The organism is Kitasatospora sp. NBC_00240 (assembly GCF_026342405.1).
Classification (GTDB): domain Bacteria; phylum Actinomycetota; class Actinomycetes; order Streptomycetales; family Streptomycetaceae; genus Kitasatospora.
This window is the reverse complement of sequence record NZ_JAPEMU010000001.1, coordinates 1,370,584-1,388,438: the sequence shown is the minus strand read 5'-3', so window position 1 is coordinate 1,388,438 and position 17,855 is coordinate 1,370,584. Positions and strand designations below refer to the sequence as shown.

The 17,855-nt window shown below is 73.0% G+C and carries 11 protein-coding genes and 1 pseudogene; 2 read left to right on the top strand and 10 right to left on the bottom strand.

Going from position 1 to position 17,855, the window contains the following annotated elements:
- Positions 1-55 precede the first annotated feature (55 nt).
- Complete coding sequence (locus tag OG689_RS05735; protein WP_266318310.1) at positions 56-1,030, top strand: class I SAM-dependent methyltransferase; 975 nt, start codon at positions 56-58, stop codon at positions 1,028-1,030.
- 101 nt (positions 1,031-1,131) lie between these two features.
- Here OG689_RS05735 and OG689_RS05730 read toward each other — a convergent pair whose 3' ends face one another.
- The 7 genes and pseudogenes from OG689_RS05730 to OG689_RS05700 all read right to left on the bottom strand — a co-directional run bounded on the left by OG689_RS05730 (position 1,132) and on the right by OG689_RS05700 (position 11,484).
- Positions 1,132-1,884 carry a hypothetical protein gene (locus OG689_RS05730; protein WP_266318308.1) on the bottom strand — a complete coding sequence of 251 codons (753 nt, stop codon included), beginning with the start codon at positions 1,882-1,884 and terminating at the stop codon, positions 1,132-1,134.
- A 235-nt stretch (positions 1,885-2,119) separates the two neighbouring features.
- Positions 2,120-2,680 (bottom strand): annotated as a pseudogene (locus tag OG689_RS05725) (acyl-CoA dehydrogenase family protein); the annotation flags it as partial.
- A 113-nt stretch (positions 2,681-2,793) separates the two neighbouring features.
- A complete protein-coding gene (locus OG689_RS05720; RefSeq protein WP_266318307.1) occupies positions 2,794-5,685 on the bottom strand; it encodes a LuxR family transcriptional regulator in 2,892 nt (963 codons plus the stop codon).
- Between the two features lie 99 nt (positions 5,686-5,784).
- Positions 5,785-8,673: a LuxR family transcriptional regulator gene (locus OG689_RS05715; protein ID WP_266318305.1), complete on the bottom strand. Its 2,889-nt coding sequence runs from the start codon at positions 8,671-8,673 to the stop codon at positions 5,785-5,787.
- Between the two features lie 128 nt (positions 8,674-8,801).
- Positions 8,802-9,182: a CBS domain-containing protein gene (locus tag OG689_RS05710; RefSeq protein ID WP_266318303.1), complete on the bottom strand. Its 381-nt coding sequence runs from the start codon at positions 9,180-9,182 to the stop codon at positions 8,802-8,804.
- Positions 9,183-9,358: 176 nt separating this feature from the next.
- Entirely contained in the window at positions 9,359-10,912 is a 1,554-nt protein-coding gene (locus OG689_RS05705; RefSeq protein ID WP_266318302.1) for a DEAD/DEAH box helicase, read from the bottom strand.
- A 368-nt stretch (positions 10,913-11,280) separates the two neighbouring features.
- On the bottom strand, positions 11,281-11,484 hold the full coding sequence (locus OG689_RS05700; RefSeq protein WP_030918248.1) for a cold-shock protein: 204 nt from the start codon (positions 11,482-11,484) through the stop codon (positions 11,281-11,283).
- A 434-nt stretch (positions 11,485-11,918) separates the two neighbouring features.
- On the opposite strand from OG689_RS05700, the gene OG689_RS05695 reads away from it, so the two are divergent.
- Positions 11,919-12,140: a hypothetical protein gene (locus OG689_RS05695; RefSeq protein ID WP_266318299.1), complete on the top strand. Its 222-nt coding sequence runs from the start codon at positions 11,919-11,921 to the stop codon at positions 12,138-12,140.
- Positions 12,141-12,291: 151 nt separating this feature from the next.
- Here OG689_RS05695 and OG689_RS05690 read toward each other — a convergent pair whose 3' ends face one another.
- From OG689_RS05690 to OG689_RS05680, 3 genes are all read right to left on the bottom strand, one after another.
- Positions 12,292-14,019 carry an alpha-galactosidase gene (locus tag OG689_RS05690; protein WP_266318297.1) on the bottom strand — a complete coding sequence of 576 codons (1,728 nt, stop codon included), beginning with the start codon at positions 14,017-14,019 and terminating at the stop codon, positions 12,292-12,294.
- Positions 14,020-15,051: 1,032 nt separating this feature from the next.
- Positions 15,052-15,447, bottom strand: coding sequence for a discoidin domain-containing protein (locus tag OG689_RS05685; RefSeq protein ID WP_266318295.1), 396 nt, complete (start codon positions 15,445-15,447; stop codon positions 15,052-15,054).
- 895 nt (positions 15,448-16,342) lie between these two features.
- Positions 16,343-17,788: an RICIN domain-containing protein gene (locus OG689_RS05680; protein WP_266318293.1), complete on the bottom strand. Its 1,446-nt coding sequence runs from the start codon at positions 17,786-17,788 to the stop codon at positions 16,343-16,345.
- Between the last annotated feature and the right edge of the window lie 67 nt (positions 17,789-17,855).

Here is a 17,855-nt window from a genome sequence, read left to right as displayed (position 1 = left end):
TGCGCATTCCGGGACACGTCGGGCCTCAGGCGCACGGCCCGCTTAGCGTGGGCCCATGAGCCACCCCACGCCGCACACCCGGCACGACGTCCACCAGCACGACGGTCACCAGCACCAGAGCCGCCAGCACGGCGGTCACCAGCACGGCGGTCACCAGAACCACGGTCACCAGAACCACGGTCACCAGAACCACGGTCATCAGAGCCAGGGTCCGGAGGGTGACGCCCACGACCAGACGGAGCTGCTCGACCTGGACGCGGAGGTGCTCGCCGAGCACACCGCGTCCGTCATCGCCTGGCTGCCCGTCGGGCCCGGCCCCCGCCGGATCGTGGACCTGGGCTGCGGCACCGGAGCCGGCACCCTCGCGCTGGCCGAGCGCTTTCCCGCCGCCGAGCTGACGGCCGTCGACTCCTCGGCCGCCCACCTGGACCGGCTGCGGGAGAAGGCGGCGGCGGCCGGCGCGGCCGATCGCGTGCGCCTGGTCGAGGCCGACCTGGACGCGCCGGCCTGGCCCGACCTCGGCGCGCCGGAGCTGGTCTGGGCCTCGGCCTCCATGCACCACATGGCCGACCCCGACCGCACCCTGCGGCAGGTCCACGAGCTGCTGGCGCCCGGCGGGCTGTTCGCCGTCGTCGAGCTGGCCGGCTTCCCCCGGTTCCTGCCCGCGGACGCCCCGGAGGACGCTCCCGGCCTGGAGGAGCGCTGCCACGCCGCGCTCGACCGCCACCATGCCGAGCAGTTGCCCCACCGGGGCGCCGACTGGGGGACCTTGCTGAGGAAGGCGGGCTTCACCGTGGAGGGCGAACGCACCATCACCGTCGACATCGCCTCACCCCGCACCGACGCGGTCGGCCGTTACGCCCTCAGCGGCCTGCGCCGGATGCGCGACGGCATCGAATCCGTCCTTTCGCCGGCGGACCTCGCCGCGCTGGACGGACTGCTCGACACCGACGGCCCGCACAGCATCCTGCGGCGCGACGACCTGAGCGTGCGGACCGAGCGCACGGTGTGGGCCGCCCGCCGCGCCTGACCATCAGCAGTCGTGCCGCGCTCCCGGCCCGCTCCGCCGGCTCCCGCAGCGGTGCCGCCGTCCGACGGGCGGGGGCCCTGCGCCGCTGCCTGGCCCGGGCCTCAGCCGACCGTCGTGCGGACCTTCGCCATCTGACCGGCCAGAACCTCCTGGGGTACCTTCGCCGTCGTGCCTCCGGACCCGGCGCCGGGCGAGAACACGGCAACGACGCTGCCCTGCCGGACGACGGTCAGTTCCTGCGTCTTCCCGTCCGAGGTGAGGGAGTAGGAGAGCGCCTCCTCGCCGAGCTTCGGCGCCGGCAGCGCCGCCACCGTGCCCGGCTTGGGGATGCTGCCCTCGTAGCGGGTGCAGGTGGTGAGCGCGGTCCGCAGATCGGCCAGCACCTGCTGCGCGCCACCACCGTCGAAGCTCGCCAGCATGATCTGGGTGAGGGCCGTGGGTGAACCCCCGCCGTCGGGGCCGACGGTGGTGAAGGCATAGGCCGCCGATTCGGGCTTGATCTTCCCGGTGCGGATGTTGTCGATCGGCTGGCAGTCGGCCGGCCGCGTGCTGAGCTGCGTCTTCCCGATCTCGATGGGCATCTCCATGCCGGTCCAGCCCTTGATGTCGCCGGGGCCGACCAGGGCGGTCCGCAGCTCCGCCTTGCCGAGCACCCGGGTGGATCCGGCCGGGGCCGGCGGCCGGGCGGCGGGGGAGGTGGCCTCGGCCGGGCCGCCGGCTGCCGGTACGCTCGCCCCCACCGCCGGCGTGCCCGAACCCGTCGGTCCGGCTGCCGTGCCGCCGCTGCCGCAGGCCGTGACCGCCAGGGCGGCCGACAGCCCGAGCGCCACCAGCACAGCGTTACTGCCTCGCATGACCGTCTCTCCGTTCAGGGCGCGGAGCTGCCGCCGACTGCCCGGGATCGGCAGTGGTCGTGGCCCGCGTCCGGCTGACATGCTGGCACAGCGGCGCGCCGGCGATCAGCTGGTCACGGTAACTCGTCACCGATATGACGATCCGTCACGATCTGGGGTAGCCTCCTCCGCGAGCCCCGGCTGGAGCCGTGCGGGGCGGCCGCCGGCAGGACGACGCCGCCCCGGGCGAGCGTCGGACGAAGGCGCCGATCCCGGTCACGGCCCGGCCGACGATCAACGTGTTGATCTCGCGGGTGCCCTCGTACGAGTAGAGCGCCTCGGCGTCTGCGACGAAGCGCCCGATGCTGTGGTCCAGCACGATCCCGTTGCCGGCCGGCAGCTCCCGGCCCCAGCCGACGGTCTCCCGTATCCGGGTCGTGCAGTAGGCCTTGGCCAGCGCCGAGTGCTCGTCCCGGAAGGTGCCGGCGTCCTCCAGCTGGGCCAGCCGGGTGACCATGCCCAGGCACGAGGTGGCGTTGCCGAGCATCCTGACCAGGAGGTCCTGGACGAGCTGGAACCGGGCGATCGGGCCGCCGAACTGCTGGCGCTCCAGGGTGTGGTCCAGAGCGATCCGGTACGCGCCGAGCATGACGCCGATGGCCTCCCAGGCCACCCCGCTGCGGGTGCGGCGCAGCACGTCGGCGGTGTCCCGGAAGCCGTTCGCCAGCTGGAGCCGGTCACGCTCCGGGACCCGGCAGTCGGTCAGCACGACGTCGGCGTTCTCGACCGTACGCAGGGCGATCTTGTTCTCGATCCGGGTGGCCGCGAAGCCCTCGTTGCGGCCTACCCGGAGCCGTGCCGGCCCCGCCGCCGGGGGCGTGCGGACGCCGAGTCCGGCCGCGCGCCCGCCGCTCCCGGGCCGTCGCCCGGTCAGGTGCCGTCGCTGTGCTCGAACGCGCCCCGGACCTGGTCGCGCCGCAGGCCCAGCTTCTTGAGGGTGTTGGCGACGTGGTGCTCGGCGGTGCGGGTGGACAGTCCCAGGACGCGGGCGATCGCCTGGTTGCCGGCGCCGGTGGCCAGCAGTTCGGCGACCTGCCGTTCCCGCGGTGACAGTTCGGGGCCGTAGCTGTGGCGGCGGCCCGGATCGGGGCGCCGCTGTCCGGTCTCGCGCAGCGCCTGCCGGCACCGCGCCGCGTCGGCGGTGGCGCCGAGCCGGGTGAAGACGTCGAGGGCGTGCTGGATGTGGCGGCCGGCTTCGCCGGGGTTGTGGCGGAGCTGGAGGCAGCCGGCCTGCTCCGCGACGCGGGCGGCGGTGTGGACCCGGCCCAGCGCCTCGTACCGGGCCTGGGCCAGCGCCAGGTGGGCGAGGGCGGCCGCGGGGTCGGTCGCGGCGGTGGTCATGCCGCGGCACCAGAGCACCTCCGCGGCGGCCGCCGGGGCATCGCGGCCCTCGATCCCGGTGGCCGCCTCGTCGGTCAGCCGCTCTGCCTCCGCCGGCAGGCCGCAGGCCAGGGCCGCCTGCACGGCGGTCGGCGTCAGGTCGTGGGCCCGGACCCAGACGCCCTTGTGCCGGCGGGCCGCCAGCGGCCGCCGCAGCCGCTCCCAGGCCGCCTCCGGGTCGCCCTCCAGCAGGTCGATCCGGCCCAGCAGGGTGACTCCCGCCTGGCCGACGTCCCAGCTGGCGTTCTCCTCGTCGGTCGTGGTGAACGTCGCCAGGTGCTGCCGGGCGGCGGCCCAGTACCCGCGGGCCACCTCCAGGGCCGCCCGGACCATCAGCGCGGCGATCCTGAACTTGGTGCCGTCGGCCGTCTCCGGCAGGACGGCCGCGAGCCCGTCGTCCAGGCCGGCCCACTGCCCTTCGGCGAGGTCGAGACGGAGCCGGATCACCGCGCAGCCCTGTTCGATGATCTGGTAGCCGGTGCGGCGGGCCGCCTCCTCGGCCTCGTCGTGCAGGGCCCGGGCCCGGTCGTTGCCACGCAGCATCGCCCCGTACGCGGCGTTGTAGAGCGCCCGGGCGCACTCGCGCTGGACGGCGCGGTCGGGGCTGCTGCGCGGCAGCTCCGCCAGGAGTTCGCCGGCCTTTGCGTCACCGGTCATGCCCATCAGGGTGATCCGGTTGGTCAGGACGGTCGCCCGGGCCAGCGGGTCGTCGCTCCGGGCGACGGTGCGCACGGCCTCGGCCATCAGGGCCTGGTCCTCCCCGGTGGTGCTGATCCGCGAGCCCCGGCCGGAGACCATGCTGAGCGCCGACATGGCGACGGCGGCCAGTCCGGGCCGGTCCGCCAGCTCGGTGATCGCCTGCTGCATCTGCGCGACGCTGTGGCTCCGGTCGGCGCTGCTGTCCACCAGGGCGCGGCTGAGGTTGAAGCGGATCTCGCCGCGGACCACGCTGGGCAGGGCCGGGTCGGCGATGATCCGGCCCAGGATCGCCGAACTGGTCGAGGAATCGGCGCGGTACATGGCGATCCGGCTGAGTTCGAGGGCGGTGCGGGCCCGCTCCTCGGACGGCAGCGCGGCCTCGGCGAGGAGTTGCTGCAGGAGTTCGGCGGCGACGCCGTCGTCACCCACCGCGGCCGCGTGGTCGGCGGCGGCCCGGGCGGTGGGCAGCCAGGCGGTGACGTCCCCGAGCCGGCGGGTGTGGTGGGCTATCTGGACCAGTGCGGGCGTCTGCCGGCCGGTAAGCGCCTCGATGGCGCGGACGTGCAGCCGGCGGCGGCGCGGGCCCGGTATCCGCTCGTACACGGCCTGACGGGCCAGTACGTGGCGGAACCCGTAGCGGCCGGGGCCGCGTTCGACCAGGACGTCGGCCAGCAGGGCCGCGGTCAGCGCCTCTTCCGCCTGCTCGTCCGCCAGCCCGGCCAGCAGCGCGAGTTGCTCCTCGCTGGTCGGCACCGCCAGCACCGCGGCGGCCTCGACCACCGCGACCGCACCCGGGCCGAGCACCGCCACCCGGCTGTTCACCGCCTCCTGCAGGGCGCGCGGCACCCCGGCCTCCTCCAGCAGCGAGGAGGCGCCGGTGCAGGCGCCGTCCTCCACCCGGTCGGCGAGCACCAGCAGGTCCTCCTCGGCGGCCAGCGGGAGCCCGCCGCTGCGTTCGAAGAGCTTGCGGCCGAGCCGGGCGGCGGCGGCCGGGCCGATCGCCGAGGCGGCGAGTTCGCGTACGTGCTCCTCGGTCAGCGGGGCCAGGGTGATCTCGGTGCCGCCGACCCCGACCGGCCGCCGGTAGGGCACACCGAGCACGTTGCGGGCGCCCGACAGGTCGTGCGCCCGGTAGGAGAGCACCAGGCGCAGGCCCTTGGGCGGGTTCCGGGCGAGCAGCAGGAGCAGGTCCCTGGTCGCGTCGTCCGCCCAGTGCAGGTCCTCCACCATCAGCACCACCGGGCCCAGCGCGCCCAGCAGGTCCTGCACCGCCCGCATCAGCTGCTGCTGCGGCCCCGCCCCGGGTTCATCCGTCTCCTCGGGCAGCCGCCCGGCGAGCTCCGGCAGGTAGGGGTGGAGTGCCGCGGTCGCCGGGCTGAGGTGCGTCCCGGGGCCGAACAGGGCGTGTGCGTCGCGCAGCGCGTCGACGACCGGGCCGAACGGCAGCGGTTCGCGCAGCGGATGGCACCAGCCCCGCAGGACCACCAGTCCTTCGTCCTTCAGCCGCGCGGCGGCCTCCCGCAGCAGCCGGGACTTGCCCAGTCCGGCCTCGCCCTCGACGAAGACCACGGCCGGCCCCTCACGCAGAGTCGCAGTGAGCGCACGCAGCTCGCCGCCGCGTCCGACGAACGCGAAACCCGCGCGGCGGCCCGACCCCGGCCCGCCGACCCACTCACCTGGCACGTCTCACCCTCTTGACCTGATCGACCGGCGGAACCGACCCTTCCACGCTACTCTGCGCCGCGGCTTTCCCGGTCACTCCACGTAGGCCTCGCGGCGAGCTCAGAGGCCGGTGTCACCGTCGGCGCGGATCGCCTCGCCGACCCGTGCGCGGGTCACGCCGAGCTTCTTGAGGGTGTTGGCGACGTGGTGCTCGACGGTGCGCGGGGAGAGGCCGAGGGCGCGGGCGATCGCCTGGTTGCCGGCGCCGGTGGCGAGCAGGGCGGCGACCTGCCGTTCCCGGGGGGAGAGGTCCGCGCCGTAGGTGCGGCGGCCGCGCGGTTCGGGACGCAGTTGCCCACCGGCGCGCAGGGCCTGGCGGCAGCGGGCCGCGTCGGCGGTGGCGTTGAGCCGGGTGAAGACGTCGAGGGCGTGCTGGAGGCCGCGGGCGCCCTGGCCGGGATTGCGGGTGAGCTGGAGGCGTCCGCCCTGTTCGGCGACGAGGGCCGCGGTGTACACCCGGCCGATGGCCTCGTAGCGCACCCGTGCCTGCTCCAGCAGGGCGGCGGCGGCCTCGGGGTCGGAGCCGGCGGCCAGCAGGCCCTTGCACCAGAGGATCTCGGCCTCGGCCCCGGGGCTGTCCCGGCCCTCGATCCCGGCGGCGGCCTCGGCGGTCAGCCGTGCGGCCTTCTCGGGCAGGCCGCAGGCCAGCGCGGCCTGCACCGCGGTCGGCACCAGCTCGGTCGCCCACCCCCAGCCGCCCTTGTGGCGCCTGACCGCGAGCGCCCCCTGCACCCGCTGCCAGGCCCGGCGGGGCTCGTCCTCCAGCAGGTCGATGCGGGCGAGGACGGCGACGCCCTCCTGCCCGAGCTGCCAGTAGCTGTGCTCCTCGTCGCCGGTGTCGAACGGTGCGAGGTCCTCCCGGGCCCGGGCCCACCGGCCGCGCGCCACGTTCAGCATGGCCCGCACCATCACCGTCTCGGTCTGGAACCCGCTGCCGTCGGACGTCTCGGGGATCATCGACTCGATCCGCTCGTCCAGGCCCTCCCAGCGCCCCGCGCCGAAGTCCAGCCTGAGCCGGGCCACGTCGCAGCCGTGCGCCATCAGCTTGTAGCCGGTGTACCGGGTCAGCTCCTGGGCCTCGTGCAGCGGGGTGCGGGCCCGGTCGTCCTGGCCGAACAGGAAGGCGGCGTAGGAGAGGTTGTGCAGGGCCCGGGCCACCTGGCGCAGGACGTCGCGGTCCGGGCTGTCGCGGGGGAGGTCCGCCAGGAGGTCCCAGGCCAGCGGGTCGCCGGCCATCCCCAGCAGGCTGATCCGCAGGGCCAGCACGGTCGCGTGGGCCAGCGGGTCGTCGCTGCGGGCGACGATCCGTACGGCCCGGTCCATCATCTCGCGGTCCTGCGTGAGGGTGGTGTCGGCGCGGTGGCCCATGCTGAGGGCGGCCATCGCGCCGGCGGCCAGGCCGGGCCTGCTCTCCAGCTCGGTGATAGCGCGTTCCAGCTCCTCCATCTGCCGGACCCGGTCGGTGCTGGTGTTCATCAGGGTGCGGGCGAGGTTGAGGCGGATCTCGCCGCGGACGGGAGTGGGCAGGGCCGGGTCGGCGATGATGCGGCTCAGGATCGCCGTGCTGGCCACCGAGTCGGCGCTCCAGAACGCGACATTGCTCAGGGTGAGGGCGGTCCGGGCGCGGTCCTCCGGGGGAAGCGCGGGTTCGGCGAGGAGTTGCTGCAGGAGTTCGGCGGCGACGCCGTCGTCGCCGACGGCGACCGCGTGGTCGGCCGCGGCCAGCGCTCTGGGCAGCCAGGCGGTGACGTCGCCGAGCTGGCGGGCGTGGTGGGCGATCTGCACCAGCGCCGGGGTGTCCTGCCCGGAGAGTGCCTCGATGGCGCGTACGTGCAGTCGTCGGCGCCGCGGGCCGAGAATCCGCTCGTACACGGCCCGGCGGGCCAGCACGTGGCGGAACCCGTACCGGCCGGGGCCGCGTTCGACCAGCACGTCGGCCACCAGGGCCGCCGTCAGTGCCTGCTCGGCCTGCTCCTCCTCCAGCCCGGTCAGCAGCGCCAGTTGCTCCTCACTGGCGGGCACGGCCAGGACGGCGGCGGCCTGCACCACCGCGACCGCCCCAGGGTCGAGCACCGCGACCCGGCTGTTCACCGCCTCCTGCAGCGCGCGCGGCACCGCCGCGTCCTTCAACGCCGAACCCTTGCCACCGCCGAGGGCGACCTGGTCCGCGAGCACCAGCAGGTCCTCCTCGGCGGCGAGCGGCAGCCCGCCGCTGCGCTCGAACAGCTCCCGGCCGAGCCGGGCGGCGGCGGCCGGGCCGATCGCCGAGGCGGCGAGTTCGCGCACGTGCTCCTCGGCCAGCGGGAGCAGGGCGATCTCGGTGCCGCCGACCCCCACCGGCCGCCGGTACGGTGAGCCCAGCACGTTGCGGGCGCCCGGAAGGTCCTCGCGGCGGTAGGTCAGCGCCATCCGCAGCTGCTGGGGCGGGTTCCGGGCGAGCAGCAGGAGCAGGTCCCTGGTCGCCTCGTCCGCCCAGTGCAGGTCCTCCACCATCAGCACCACCGGGCCCAGGGCGCCCAGCAGGTCGTGCACCGCCCGCATCAACTGCTGCTGCCGTGCCTGGGTGCCGATCTCCGGGCCGGGCGCGGGCAGCCGTCCGGCGAGTTCCGGGATGTGCGGTGCGAGGAGGGCCGTCGCGGGGCTGAAGCGCGTCCCGGGGCCGAACAGGGCGTGCGCCTCGCGGAGCGCGTCGACGACCGGTCCGAACGGCAGCGGTTCGCGCAGCGGATGGCACCAGCCGCGCAGGACGGCCAGCCCCTGCTCCTCCAGGCGCGCGGCGGCCTCCCGCAGCAGCCGGGACTTGCCCAGCCCGGCCTCGCCCTCGACGAAGACCACGGCCGGACCCTCACGCAGGCCGTCCACCAGCGAGCGCAGCTCGGGCTCGCGGCCTACGAACGCGAAGCCCGCGCGGCGACCGGAACCGGTCCCGCCGACCGACAGATCTGCCATGGCAACCTTGGGGACGAATGGGGACGGATCAGCATCCGGCGAAACGGATCTCCATGCTATCCCGCCCACCGGCCGGGCCCGGGCCCGGCCGGCCCCGCGGGGTGCTGGCCGGTGCGTCGGTGGCCGTGTCAGAGGCTGAGCAGGCCGACGACGTGGCCGTCGTGGTCCACCACCGGCCACAGCTCCAGGCCGCGGGAACGCATGGCGGCGGCCGCCTCGCCGGCGGGCATCTCGGGGGTGGCGAACGGGGCGCGGTCGAGGACGACGTCGCGGATCGGGGTGCGCTCGGTGTACCAGGACCTGGCCTGGAACGGCGCGAGGTGCAGGCGGGTCAGCAGCCCGGCGCAGTGGCCGTCCTCGTCGCGGACCAGCAGGTGGTCCGCTCCGGAGCTCTGCAGGATGTCCATCGCGGTGTCGACCATCATGTCGTCGCTGATCTGCAGCTCGGGGCGGGTCATCCGGTCGCCGACCGTGGCCGCGGTCATGGGGGGTTCGAGGGTGAGGGTCATGGGCGGACTCCTTCGCGTGTCTTCCGCCGGGGCCGGCGGTGGTCGTGGCCTGGCGGTGGTGCGTCCGGCGGTGGTGCGTCCGGCGGTGTCCGCCGGGGCGGGCCGTCGCCGCGGCCGCCCACCGCGGTGGGTCGCGTGGGCCCGGACCGCGGCGGTCCGGGCCCACGCACCGTCCGCTACGCGGCGAGCGCGACGCGCCTGGGCGCCCGGCCGCGGGAGCCGGCGGTGGCCCGGGTCTCGCCTGTGGCGCCGGCGGGGCGGCCGCGGCGGCCGCGGCCGGTGGACGGGCTGCGGCGGGGCCGCTCGACGACGGGGTGGGCGATCACGGTGGGGATGCCGGTGGGCACCCGGGCGCCGGTGATGCGGGCGAGCTCCTCGTCGCCGGCGGTGACCCGGGTGGTGACGGGGGTGATGGCTGCCGTGGTCATCATGCGGGCCATCTCGCGGCGCTGGTTGGGCAGCACCAGGGTGACGACGGTGCCGGACTCGCCGGCCCGGGCGGTGCGCCCGCCCCGGTGGAGGTAGTCCTTGTGGTCGTTCGGCGGGTCCAGGTTGACGACCAGGTCGAGCCCGTCGACGTGGATGCCCCGGGCGGCGACGTTGGTCGCGATCAGCGCGGTGACCTGGCCGGTGCGGAACTGCTCCAGGGTCCGGGTGCGCTGCGGCTGGGACTTGCCGCCGTGCAGGGCCGCGGCCTTCACCCCGTTCGCCAGCAGGTCCTCCACCAGGCGGTCCGCGCCGTGCTTGGTGTCGATGAACATGATCACCCCGCCGTCCCGGGACGCGATGTGGGCGATGGTGGCGTTCTTGTCGAAGTTCTGCACGTGCAGCACGTGGTGCTCCATGGTGCTGACCGCCCCCGCGGACGGGTCCACCGAGTGCGTGACCGGGTCCTTGAGGAAGCGCCGCACCAGGCGGTCGACGTTGCGGTCCAGGGTGGCGGAGAAGAGCATCGTCTGCCCGTCCTGCTCGACCTGCTCCAGCAGCTCGGTGACCTGCGGCAGGAAGCCCATGTCGGCCATCTGGTCGGCCTCGTCCAGCACCGTGACGCCGACCCCGTCCAGCTGGCAGTCGCCGCGCTGGATCAGGTCCTTGAGCCGGCCGGGGGTGGCGACCACGACCTCCGCCCCGCGGTTCAGCGCCTGGGCCTGGCGGCCGATCGACATCCCGCCCACCACCGTCGCCATCCGCAGGCGGACCGCGTGGGCGTAGGGGGTGAGGGCCTCGGTGACCTGCTGCGCCAGCTCGCGGGTGGGGACCAGCACCAGCGCCAGCGGGCGGCGCGGCTCGGCCTTGCGCCCGGCGGTGCGGGCCAGCACGGCGAGGCCGAACGCGATGGTCTTGCCGGAGCCGGTCCGGCCGCGTCCGAGGACGTCACGGCCGGCCAGCGAGTTCGGCAGCGTCGCGGCCTGGATCGGGAACGGCGCGGTGACGCCCTGGCGGGTCAGCGTCGAGAGCAGCGCCTTCGGCATGTCCAGCTCGTCGAAGGACTCGACGGCCGGCAGCGCCGGGGTGGTGCTCACCGGCATCGCGAACTCCCCCTGCGGGGCCGATCCCTGACGGCCACCGCGGCCCCCGGAGTACCGGCCGCCGGCCGGCCGGTCGCCGTAGAAGGAGCCGCCACCGGAGCGGGAGCCGGAGCCCGTGCCTCCCCCGGAGCGGGAGCCGTGGGTGTTGGCACCGGAGCGGGAGTTGGCGTTCTGGTACGAGGAGCGACTGGAGCGATTCATGCGGGAAGCCTTCCTCAGGGCGGCACGTCACGAGGAAGGCTCCGCGGCGCGGGGCGCCGGGCGGAGACCGCAAGGGAACGGGCCGGAAGTACGACGGGCGGAGCGTGGACGGTGGAACCGTGCGGCTCACCTTCGGGCCGGCGCTCACCGCGCAGAGCGGGAGCGGAGAACCTCGAACCGTGCGATGTCACGGCAGGGCGCCGATCCGAACGCGGCGCTGTGCGTCTCGCGTGGGGACGGCCGCCGGTGGCGGAGCCAGGGGGCCTCGACGGCCGGGGGATGCGTCGTTGCGCAAAGCCGAGGGGCCCGCACCGGGCATGTACGCGGTGCGGGCCCCTCGCTACCAGGCGGGTGCCTTGGCAGAAAAACTACAGCGGACGAATGTTCTCGGCCTGCGGGCCCTTCTGGCCCTGCGTGACGTCGAACTCGACCTTCTGGCCCTCGAGCAGCTCACGGAAGCCGTTGGCGTTGATGTTCGAGTAGTGGGCGAACACGTCAGGACCGCCACCCTCCTGCTCGATGAAGCCGAAGCCCTTTTCCGCGTTGAACCACTTCACGGTGCCATTAGCCATAAAAAAATCTCCTTCAAGGGGCTGTCCGAAGCCCGCACCACGCGGCCTTCGAGTCGCCGCGATGAGCACCCACCCAGGGAAAACCGGGAAACAAAAATGCGCCTGCGATACATCAGCAGGCGCACACAAGTTCATGGGAACCACTACTGCAACTTGTGAAGACTCTAGCAGTCTCGGGCCCACCGTGGTGAAGAATTTCACCCCCGGTTCGGCGGGAGCCTCCCGCTGGGCCCCGCCCGCGGCCATCGTGATTCTCAAGTCACCTTGGGAGTCGGCATGTTGATGGCCTAGCCGTACGCTCCGTAGGTGCCGGCTGCCCCGGGGAGGGCGGCACCATGAAGGGGTCGGCGCCCGTGGCTCCCGGTCCCGCCCGAATTCTATGGTGATGCGACTGAAGCGGCCACGCTCGTGCTTTCTGGCGCATACTGGCGAGGATGACGAAATCCGCAGCACTCCGCCGCCCCCTGCCTACGAGCCCCTTCAAGGCCCGGATCGAAGCTCCGCGCAAGTACTTCGCCGTCGGCGACCGCGTCACCCACGACAGGTACGGCCTCGGCACGGCCATCGGGGTCGAGGAGGACATCGCGGTACTCGTCGACTTCGGATCCCGCCAGGAACGCATCCTCCAGCCGTACACCGCGATGTTCAAACTCTGACCCGGGCGTCCGGGTGTCCCGGCCGTCCGCAAGGTGAGCCGGACCGTCCTCGACCGGTCCGGCCACTTCGGCGCGCGCGTCTGCGCACCGCGCCACCACGCCGGAGGCAGCCCGGCCCCGTCGAAGGACGGGGCCGGGCTGCCCGACGAGGTCAGTTGGTCCGGACGAGGGTCCAGGCCTGCCCGGTGGCGACGGGCTGCTGGGTGAGGACGGAGCCCTTGACGCTGCCGCTCGGGGTGACGGCGAGGCCGCTGCTCCGGGCGACGAGCTGGTACCCGTTGTTGCCGGCCGGCGTGAGGGCGAACTTCTGGTTGGGCTTGGCCGAGTCGCAGGAGTACTGGATGACGGCCGCGCCGGCGTCCGGGGAGCCGCCGCGGATGTCCAGGCACTTGCCGGAGACCTTGTTCTTCACGGCGTAGCTGCCGTCGGCGTTGGCGGTGAGGATCCAGCGCTGGTTGTTGCCGTTCTTGCGGTCCCAGGTGATCAGCTGGGTGTTGTTGCTGGTGGAGTTGTTGGGGTCGTCGATCACCTGTCCGGGAGTGGTGGCGGAGTCGATCTCGTAGGTGGCGTTTGCGGGGGGTGCCTGGGTGGTGCTGATCGTGCCGTCGGGGGTGATGCGGTACATGGCGCTCTCGTGGGGGGCCAGGGCGGCGGAGAGGGCGCCGGTCGTGCTGCTGGAGGCCCCGGTCCACAGGTTCTTGACGGTGTAGGAGGGGGCCCCGGCGATGCCGAGCTCGGCGACGGTGGTGGACACCGTGGCGGCGCTCTCGCCGGAGTTGGTGAGGGTCACCGACCGGTCGCCGTTCGCCAGTTCACGGACGGTCACCAGTTCGGTGTCGGAGTCGGCGACGATGCGGGCCTGACGTCCGAGGCTGTCCTGGTCGACGGCGATCACGTCGTGGTTGGTGAGGACGCCCTTGACGGCCGACGTCATGGTGGTGAGTACGTTGCCCGCGACGAGGGGTGAGGCCATCTGGGCCCAGAGGCTGAAGTGCGAGCGGTACTCGGTCTCGCTCATGCTGCCGACGCCGACCTCCATCATGTCCGGGTCGTTCCAGTGGCCCGGGCCGGCCTGGCGTCCGAGGCGGCCGTTGATGTGGACGATGTCCATGACGCCCATGGACCAGGAGTTGGCCGTCTTGTGCTTGTCCCAGGTCGCGCTGATGTCCTCGGTGGTCCGCCACATGTTGGCGACGGCGGACCAGTCGTAGGTGGCTCCGGTCTTGTCCGCGTGGTAGCTGTTGGGGTTGATGCTGTACACGATGGGGCGGCCGGTGTTGTGCAGCGCGTTGCGCATCGTGCTGAAGGCGGCGACCTGCTCGTCGAGGGTACCGACCTGGGAGCACCAGTCGTACTTGAGGTAGTCGACACCCCAGGCGGCGAAGCTGTCCGCGTCCTGCTGCTCGTGCCCCTGGCTGCCGGTCGCCCCCGGGTAGTTGCCGAGGCGCTGGGCGCAGGTCAGGTCGGTGGGCACCTCGTAGATGCCGAACTTCAGGCCCTTGGAGTGGATGTAGTCGCCGAGGGCCTTCATCCCGCCGGGGAAGCGCACGGGATCCCCGTGGATGTTGCCCTGGGCGTCACGCTGGGGGTCGAACCAGCAGTCGTCGACGATGACGGTGTCGTAGCCCGCGTCCTTCATGCCGGAGCTGACCAGGAGGTCGGCGGAGGTGCGAATCAGCTGCTCGTTGATGGAGCAGCCGAACGAGTTCCAGGTGTTCCAGCCCATCGGCGGGGTGGTGGCCACGCCGTTGTCCAGGGCGGACGCGGGCTGGGCGCCGATTGTCGTGAGCGGGCCGGCGGCCAGCACCAGGGCGGTGGCCAGCAGCGCCACCGACCTGCGGGAACGGGACGAGGAGGTGGGGGAATTCATGGTGGACATGGGGGTCCTAGGGGTGCTGTGGGTGGGGGGTGGGGTTGTGCTCTGTCGGGCGGCTGCGGCTTCCAGAGGCAGCGACTTGGGGTTCGCTGCCGGTGGAGGAGAAGCCCTGCAGGGGTCGGGAGAGCCGGGCCGGGTCCGGAGGAGGGCCGTGTGGTGCCGGCGGACCTTCGTGTGGTGGACAGCTGCCCGCAGGTGGGTCGCCAGCGGGCGTCTTGTCGGGACTGACTGCGCTCGTCCGTCGACTGCGCTGCAGTTCCAACAAGAAGCGACAGAATCGCTTCTAAATCACCAGGATCGAACTGGTGCGTTACAGGAAACGTCCTGTTCACCTCGCCGTCAAGAGCTTTCGGTGATCTGCCTCGACTTGAGACGACCCCGTGATGTGGATCGCAGGCCGCGGGGGCCCCGCCCCGGCGCGTTCGGATCGTGCGGCAGGCCTTTCCTGGCAGGCCTGTTGAGCATGGCGGGAGTCGTCGGCCAGCGCCTCTGCGGCCTCGCCCGCTTTTGTGGAGAGGCGGGCGAGGCGGCCCCCGCTGCGCCGCCTCGGAGAGTCGTGAACGCTTCCCGGCCTGCGGATCCGCGCGTCGGCGACGATGTTGCGAGAGTGTCGCCAGAGGGCCTGTGGTGTTAGAACATGTTTGCTTCTGTGTAAACTCGCCGCCGATGACTGACGTCTGCGATCTTCCCGCGCGGGTGGGACCCGGCATCAGCAGACCGGTGGCGTGAGGGGAGCACCCTGGCGCCGAGGCGGGGGAGGTCGGCGGCAAGGACGGTGCCCACGCCCCCGGTGCGCGCCCGGTCCGGACCGGGCGCGCCCTGGTCAGCGGCCGCGCGACACCGTGAGAATTCCGCTGGTCCTGCACGGCTCCTCGGCGAGAATGCCGTCGGAGGCGCCCCGCATGGCCTTCCCCCGCTGCGCAGGGCCCGCTGGGCAGGGCCGGGCGCGCCGGAGCCCTCCCCGGAAGGTCGGTCGTGGCGACCGCCGTTCGAGGAAGGGCCGGGCCGGGCACAGTGGATCAGCGGTGCCGGGTGCTACGCGCCGTGGACCTCGAACTCCCACAGGGAGTAGCCGTAGGTGGTGGCGCGCTGGGTCGCGTTCATCCGGATGTACCGGCCCGAGCCGCTGAGCCCGGTCAGGTCGTTGACGCCGCCGGTGCCGGTGGTGGTGGAGTAGATGGTGGTCCAGGTGGCCCCGTCGTTGGAGGTCTGGATCTGGTAGGCCTTGGCGTAGGCGTTCTCCCAGGTCAGCTTCACCTCGCCGATGCCGGTCGTGGCGCCGAGGTCGACCTGCAGCCACTGCGGGTCGGCGTACTGGCTGGACCAGCGCCTGCCGTAGCTGCCGTCGGTGGCGTTGCTGGCGGGGAAGTCGGCGGTCTCCGTGGAGGACGCGGTGGTCGGCCGGTTCAGGGCCAGATCGCCGCCGGCCACGTCGGCGGGCCAGCCGGGGGCGTGTCCGATCGCGGCGATGACCGTTTGGAAGGCGCTGAACGTCGAGACCGGCTTGGGGGATCCCCAGGTCTGCTGGGGCCAGGGCGCGCAGCGGGTCCATGATGCCGCCCGCGATCTGGTTCTCGGTCTGGTACATGTAGGCCGTGTCGGGCTTCGCTCCGCCGAGCACGTAGTAGGTCGGGGTCCACGAGCCGTTCTGCACCCGGTGGCCGGCGGTGACGAGCTGCTGGGGGGGGTCAGGCCGTAGGTGTACCAGTAGTCGACGGTGATGTCGGCGGCCACCGCAATCGTGATCCGGACCCCGGCGGCGGGCTCTTCGCGGCCACGTCATCGCCGACGACCATCGCGCGGCCGCCGTCGGGCTGGACCAGCGCGTCGTACCAGTCACCCCCGAGCAGGGCGGGTTCCGCGGCCGGCTGGTAGACGGCCAGGCGGAGAGCGGGGCGAGTTCCTTGAGCTGCTCGCTGAGCCGGTTCAGGTCGGAGTCGAGGGTGAGGAGCCGGGACGGGAGGGGTGCCGTGCCCCGCCGCTCGTCTGTAGTGTCGCGCCTTTCCGCCGCCGTACCGTCGCCCGGCCCGGCCAGGTGGCACCGTGCCGCGTGCATCGTCCGTTCGAGGCTATCGGCCGGCCGTCCGGCGGACGCGTCGATTGCCCGTACACGTCCTCAGCAGGACGCTTATGTCCGTTCAGGTGCGCGGACGCTGCGGATCCGGTCATGGGTGATCAGGTGTGCGGCGTTCCCGCAGGCCGCGGGGCGTCGGGCTGCTGCTCCCGCACTGCCCGGCCGGGCAGCGGGCCGGCTCGCCCCGGTGTCCCCGCGGGGGACAGGAGCGAGCCGGCCGGGAGTGCGTTGAGCGGTCGGACGGTGCTGCGGTCAGACGGTGCTGCGCTGCCACTGCTGGTTGGTGCCGGTGTTGCAGGTCCACTGCTCCAGCGCCGTGCCGTCGGAGGTCGACTGGTTGGTGACGTCGAGGCACTTGTTGCTGTGCCGGGCGAGCAGCTTGACGTACGTGGTGCCGGTGACCTTCTGGACCTTCCACTGCTGGGAGGTCGCGCCGTTGCAGGTGTTCTGGACGACGGCCGCACCGTCCGCGGTCGACGCGCCGGCGACGTCGAGGCACTTGCCGCTGTGTCGCGCCATGATCTGCACGTAGCCGGTCCCGAGGTCCTTGAACCAGAAGTTCTGGTTGGCCCCGGCGCCGCAGCCCCACTGGATGACCTGCGCCGACTGGGAGAAGTCGTAGTTCCCGACGTCGGCGCACTTGCCGCTGTTGCGGGCGGCGAACCTCTCCCACGGTCCGCCCACGCTGGCGACCGTACCGGCGGCGGTGTCGACCGTGACCTGCGGGGAGTAGTCCATGGTCATGGTGGTGGCGGTCGGGAACTTGAGGGACGACCACACGTACTGGGAGTCGTTCACCATGCCGCCCATGGAGTTGCCCCACCGGTCGCCCATGTACAGGTAGCTGGTGCCGGCCGTGCCCTGCACCGGCAGGACGTAGGCGGTCTGGCTGCGGTACGTGGTCGGGTCGCCGGCGTCCTGGAGGCCGCTCCAGGAGCCCGTCAGGCTGGTCGCCGTCTGGTACCGCTGCTGGTTGGGGGACCAGCCGGTGGCACTGGAGGTGAGCAGGAAGTAGACGCCGCCTCGCTTGAACAGGGCGGGGGCCTCGCGCCACTGTCCGTTGGACGGGCTCGCGATCAGGGCCTCCGCCGTGAGGTAGTCGGCGCTCAGGCGGTAGATGTGCAGGTCGGCGTTGCCGCTGGAGGACGAGATCAGGTAGGCCGTGCCGTCGTCGTCCTTGTACAGCGTCATGTCGCGCGAGTCGTAGCCGAGCGGGCGGAAGCTGCCCTGGTAGCTGTAGTCGCCGTCGACGGTGCTGGAGGTCGCGACCGCCACGCGGCCCTCGCTGTAGTCGGTGCTGCTGCCCTCCTTGTGCATCCACATCACGAACTGGTTGGTGGTGCTGTTGAAGATCACCTTGGGCCGCTCGATGTTGGCACCGGCGGCGAGTTCGGCGCCGCTGGCCACGGTCAGGACGTGGTTGCGGAACTCCCACGTCTTCAGGTCGGTCGAGCGGTACGCCGAGACGTAGTGGAAGGTGTTGTCGGCGTTCCGGTCCTCGCCGAACCAGTAGTAGTACTGGCCGACCTTGATGACGCCGCCGCCGTGGGCCTGCACCGGGTTGCCGGTGGTGTCGGTGAACTGCGTCCCGCTGGTGACGGTCACCGGGGCGGCGTGCGCGGCGCCGGCGCCCCCGAGGAGGCTGAGGGACAGGGTGAGGGCGGCGGTGAGGAGGACGGACGATCTCTTGTGCGGCATGGGTCCGAATACCTTTGCTCTGTCGTGCCGGCCCGAGGGCCCCACGGCGTGGCAGCGCAGACATGCC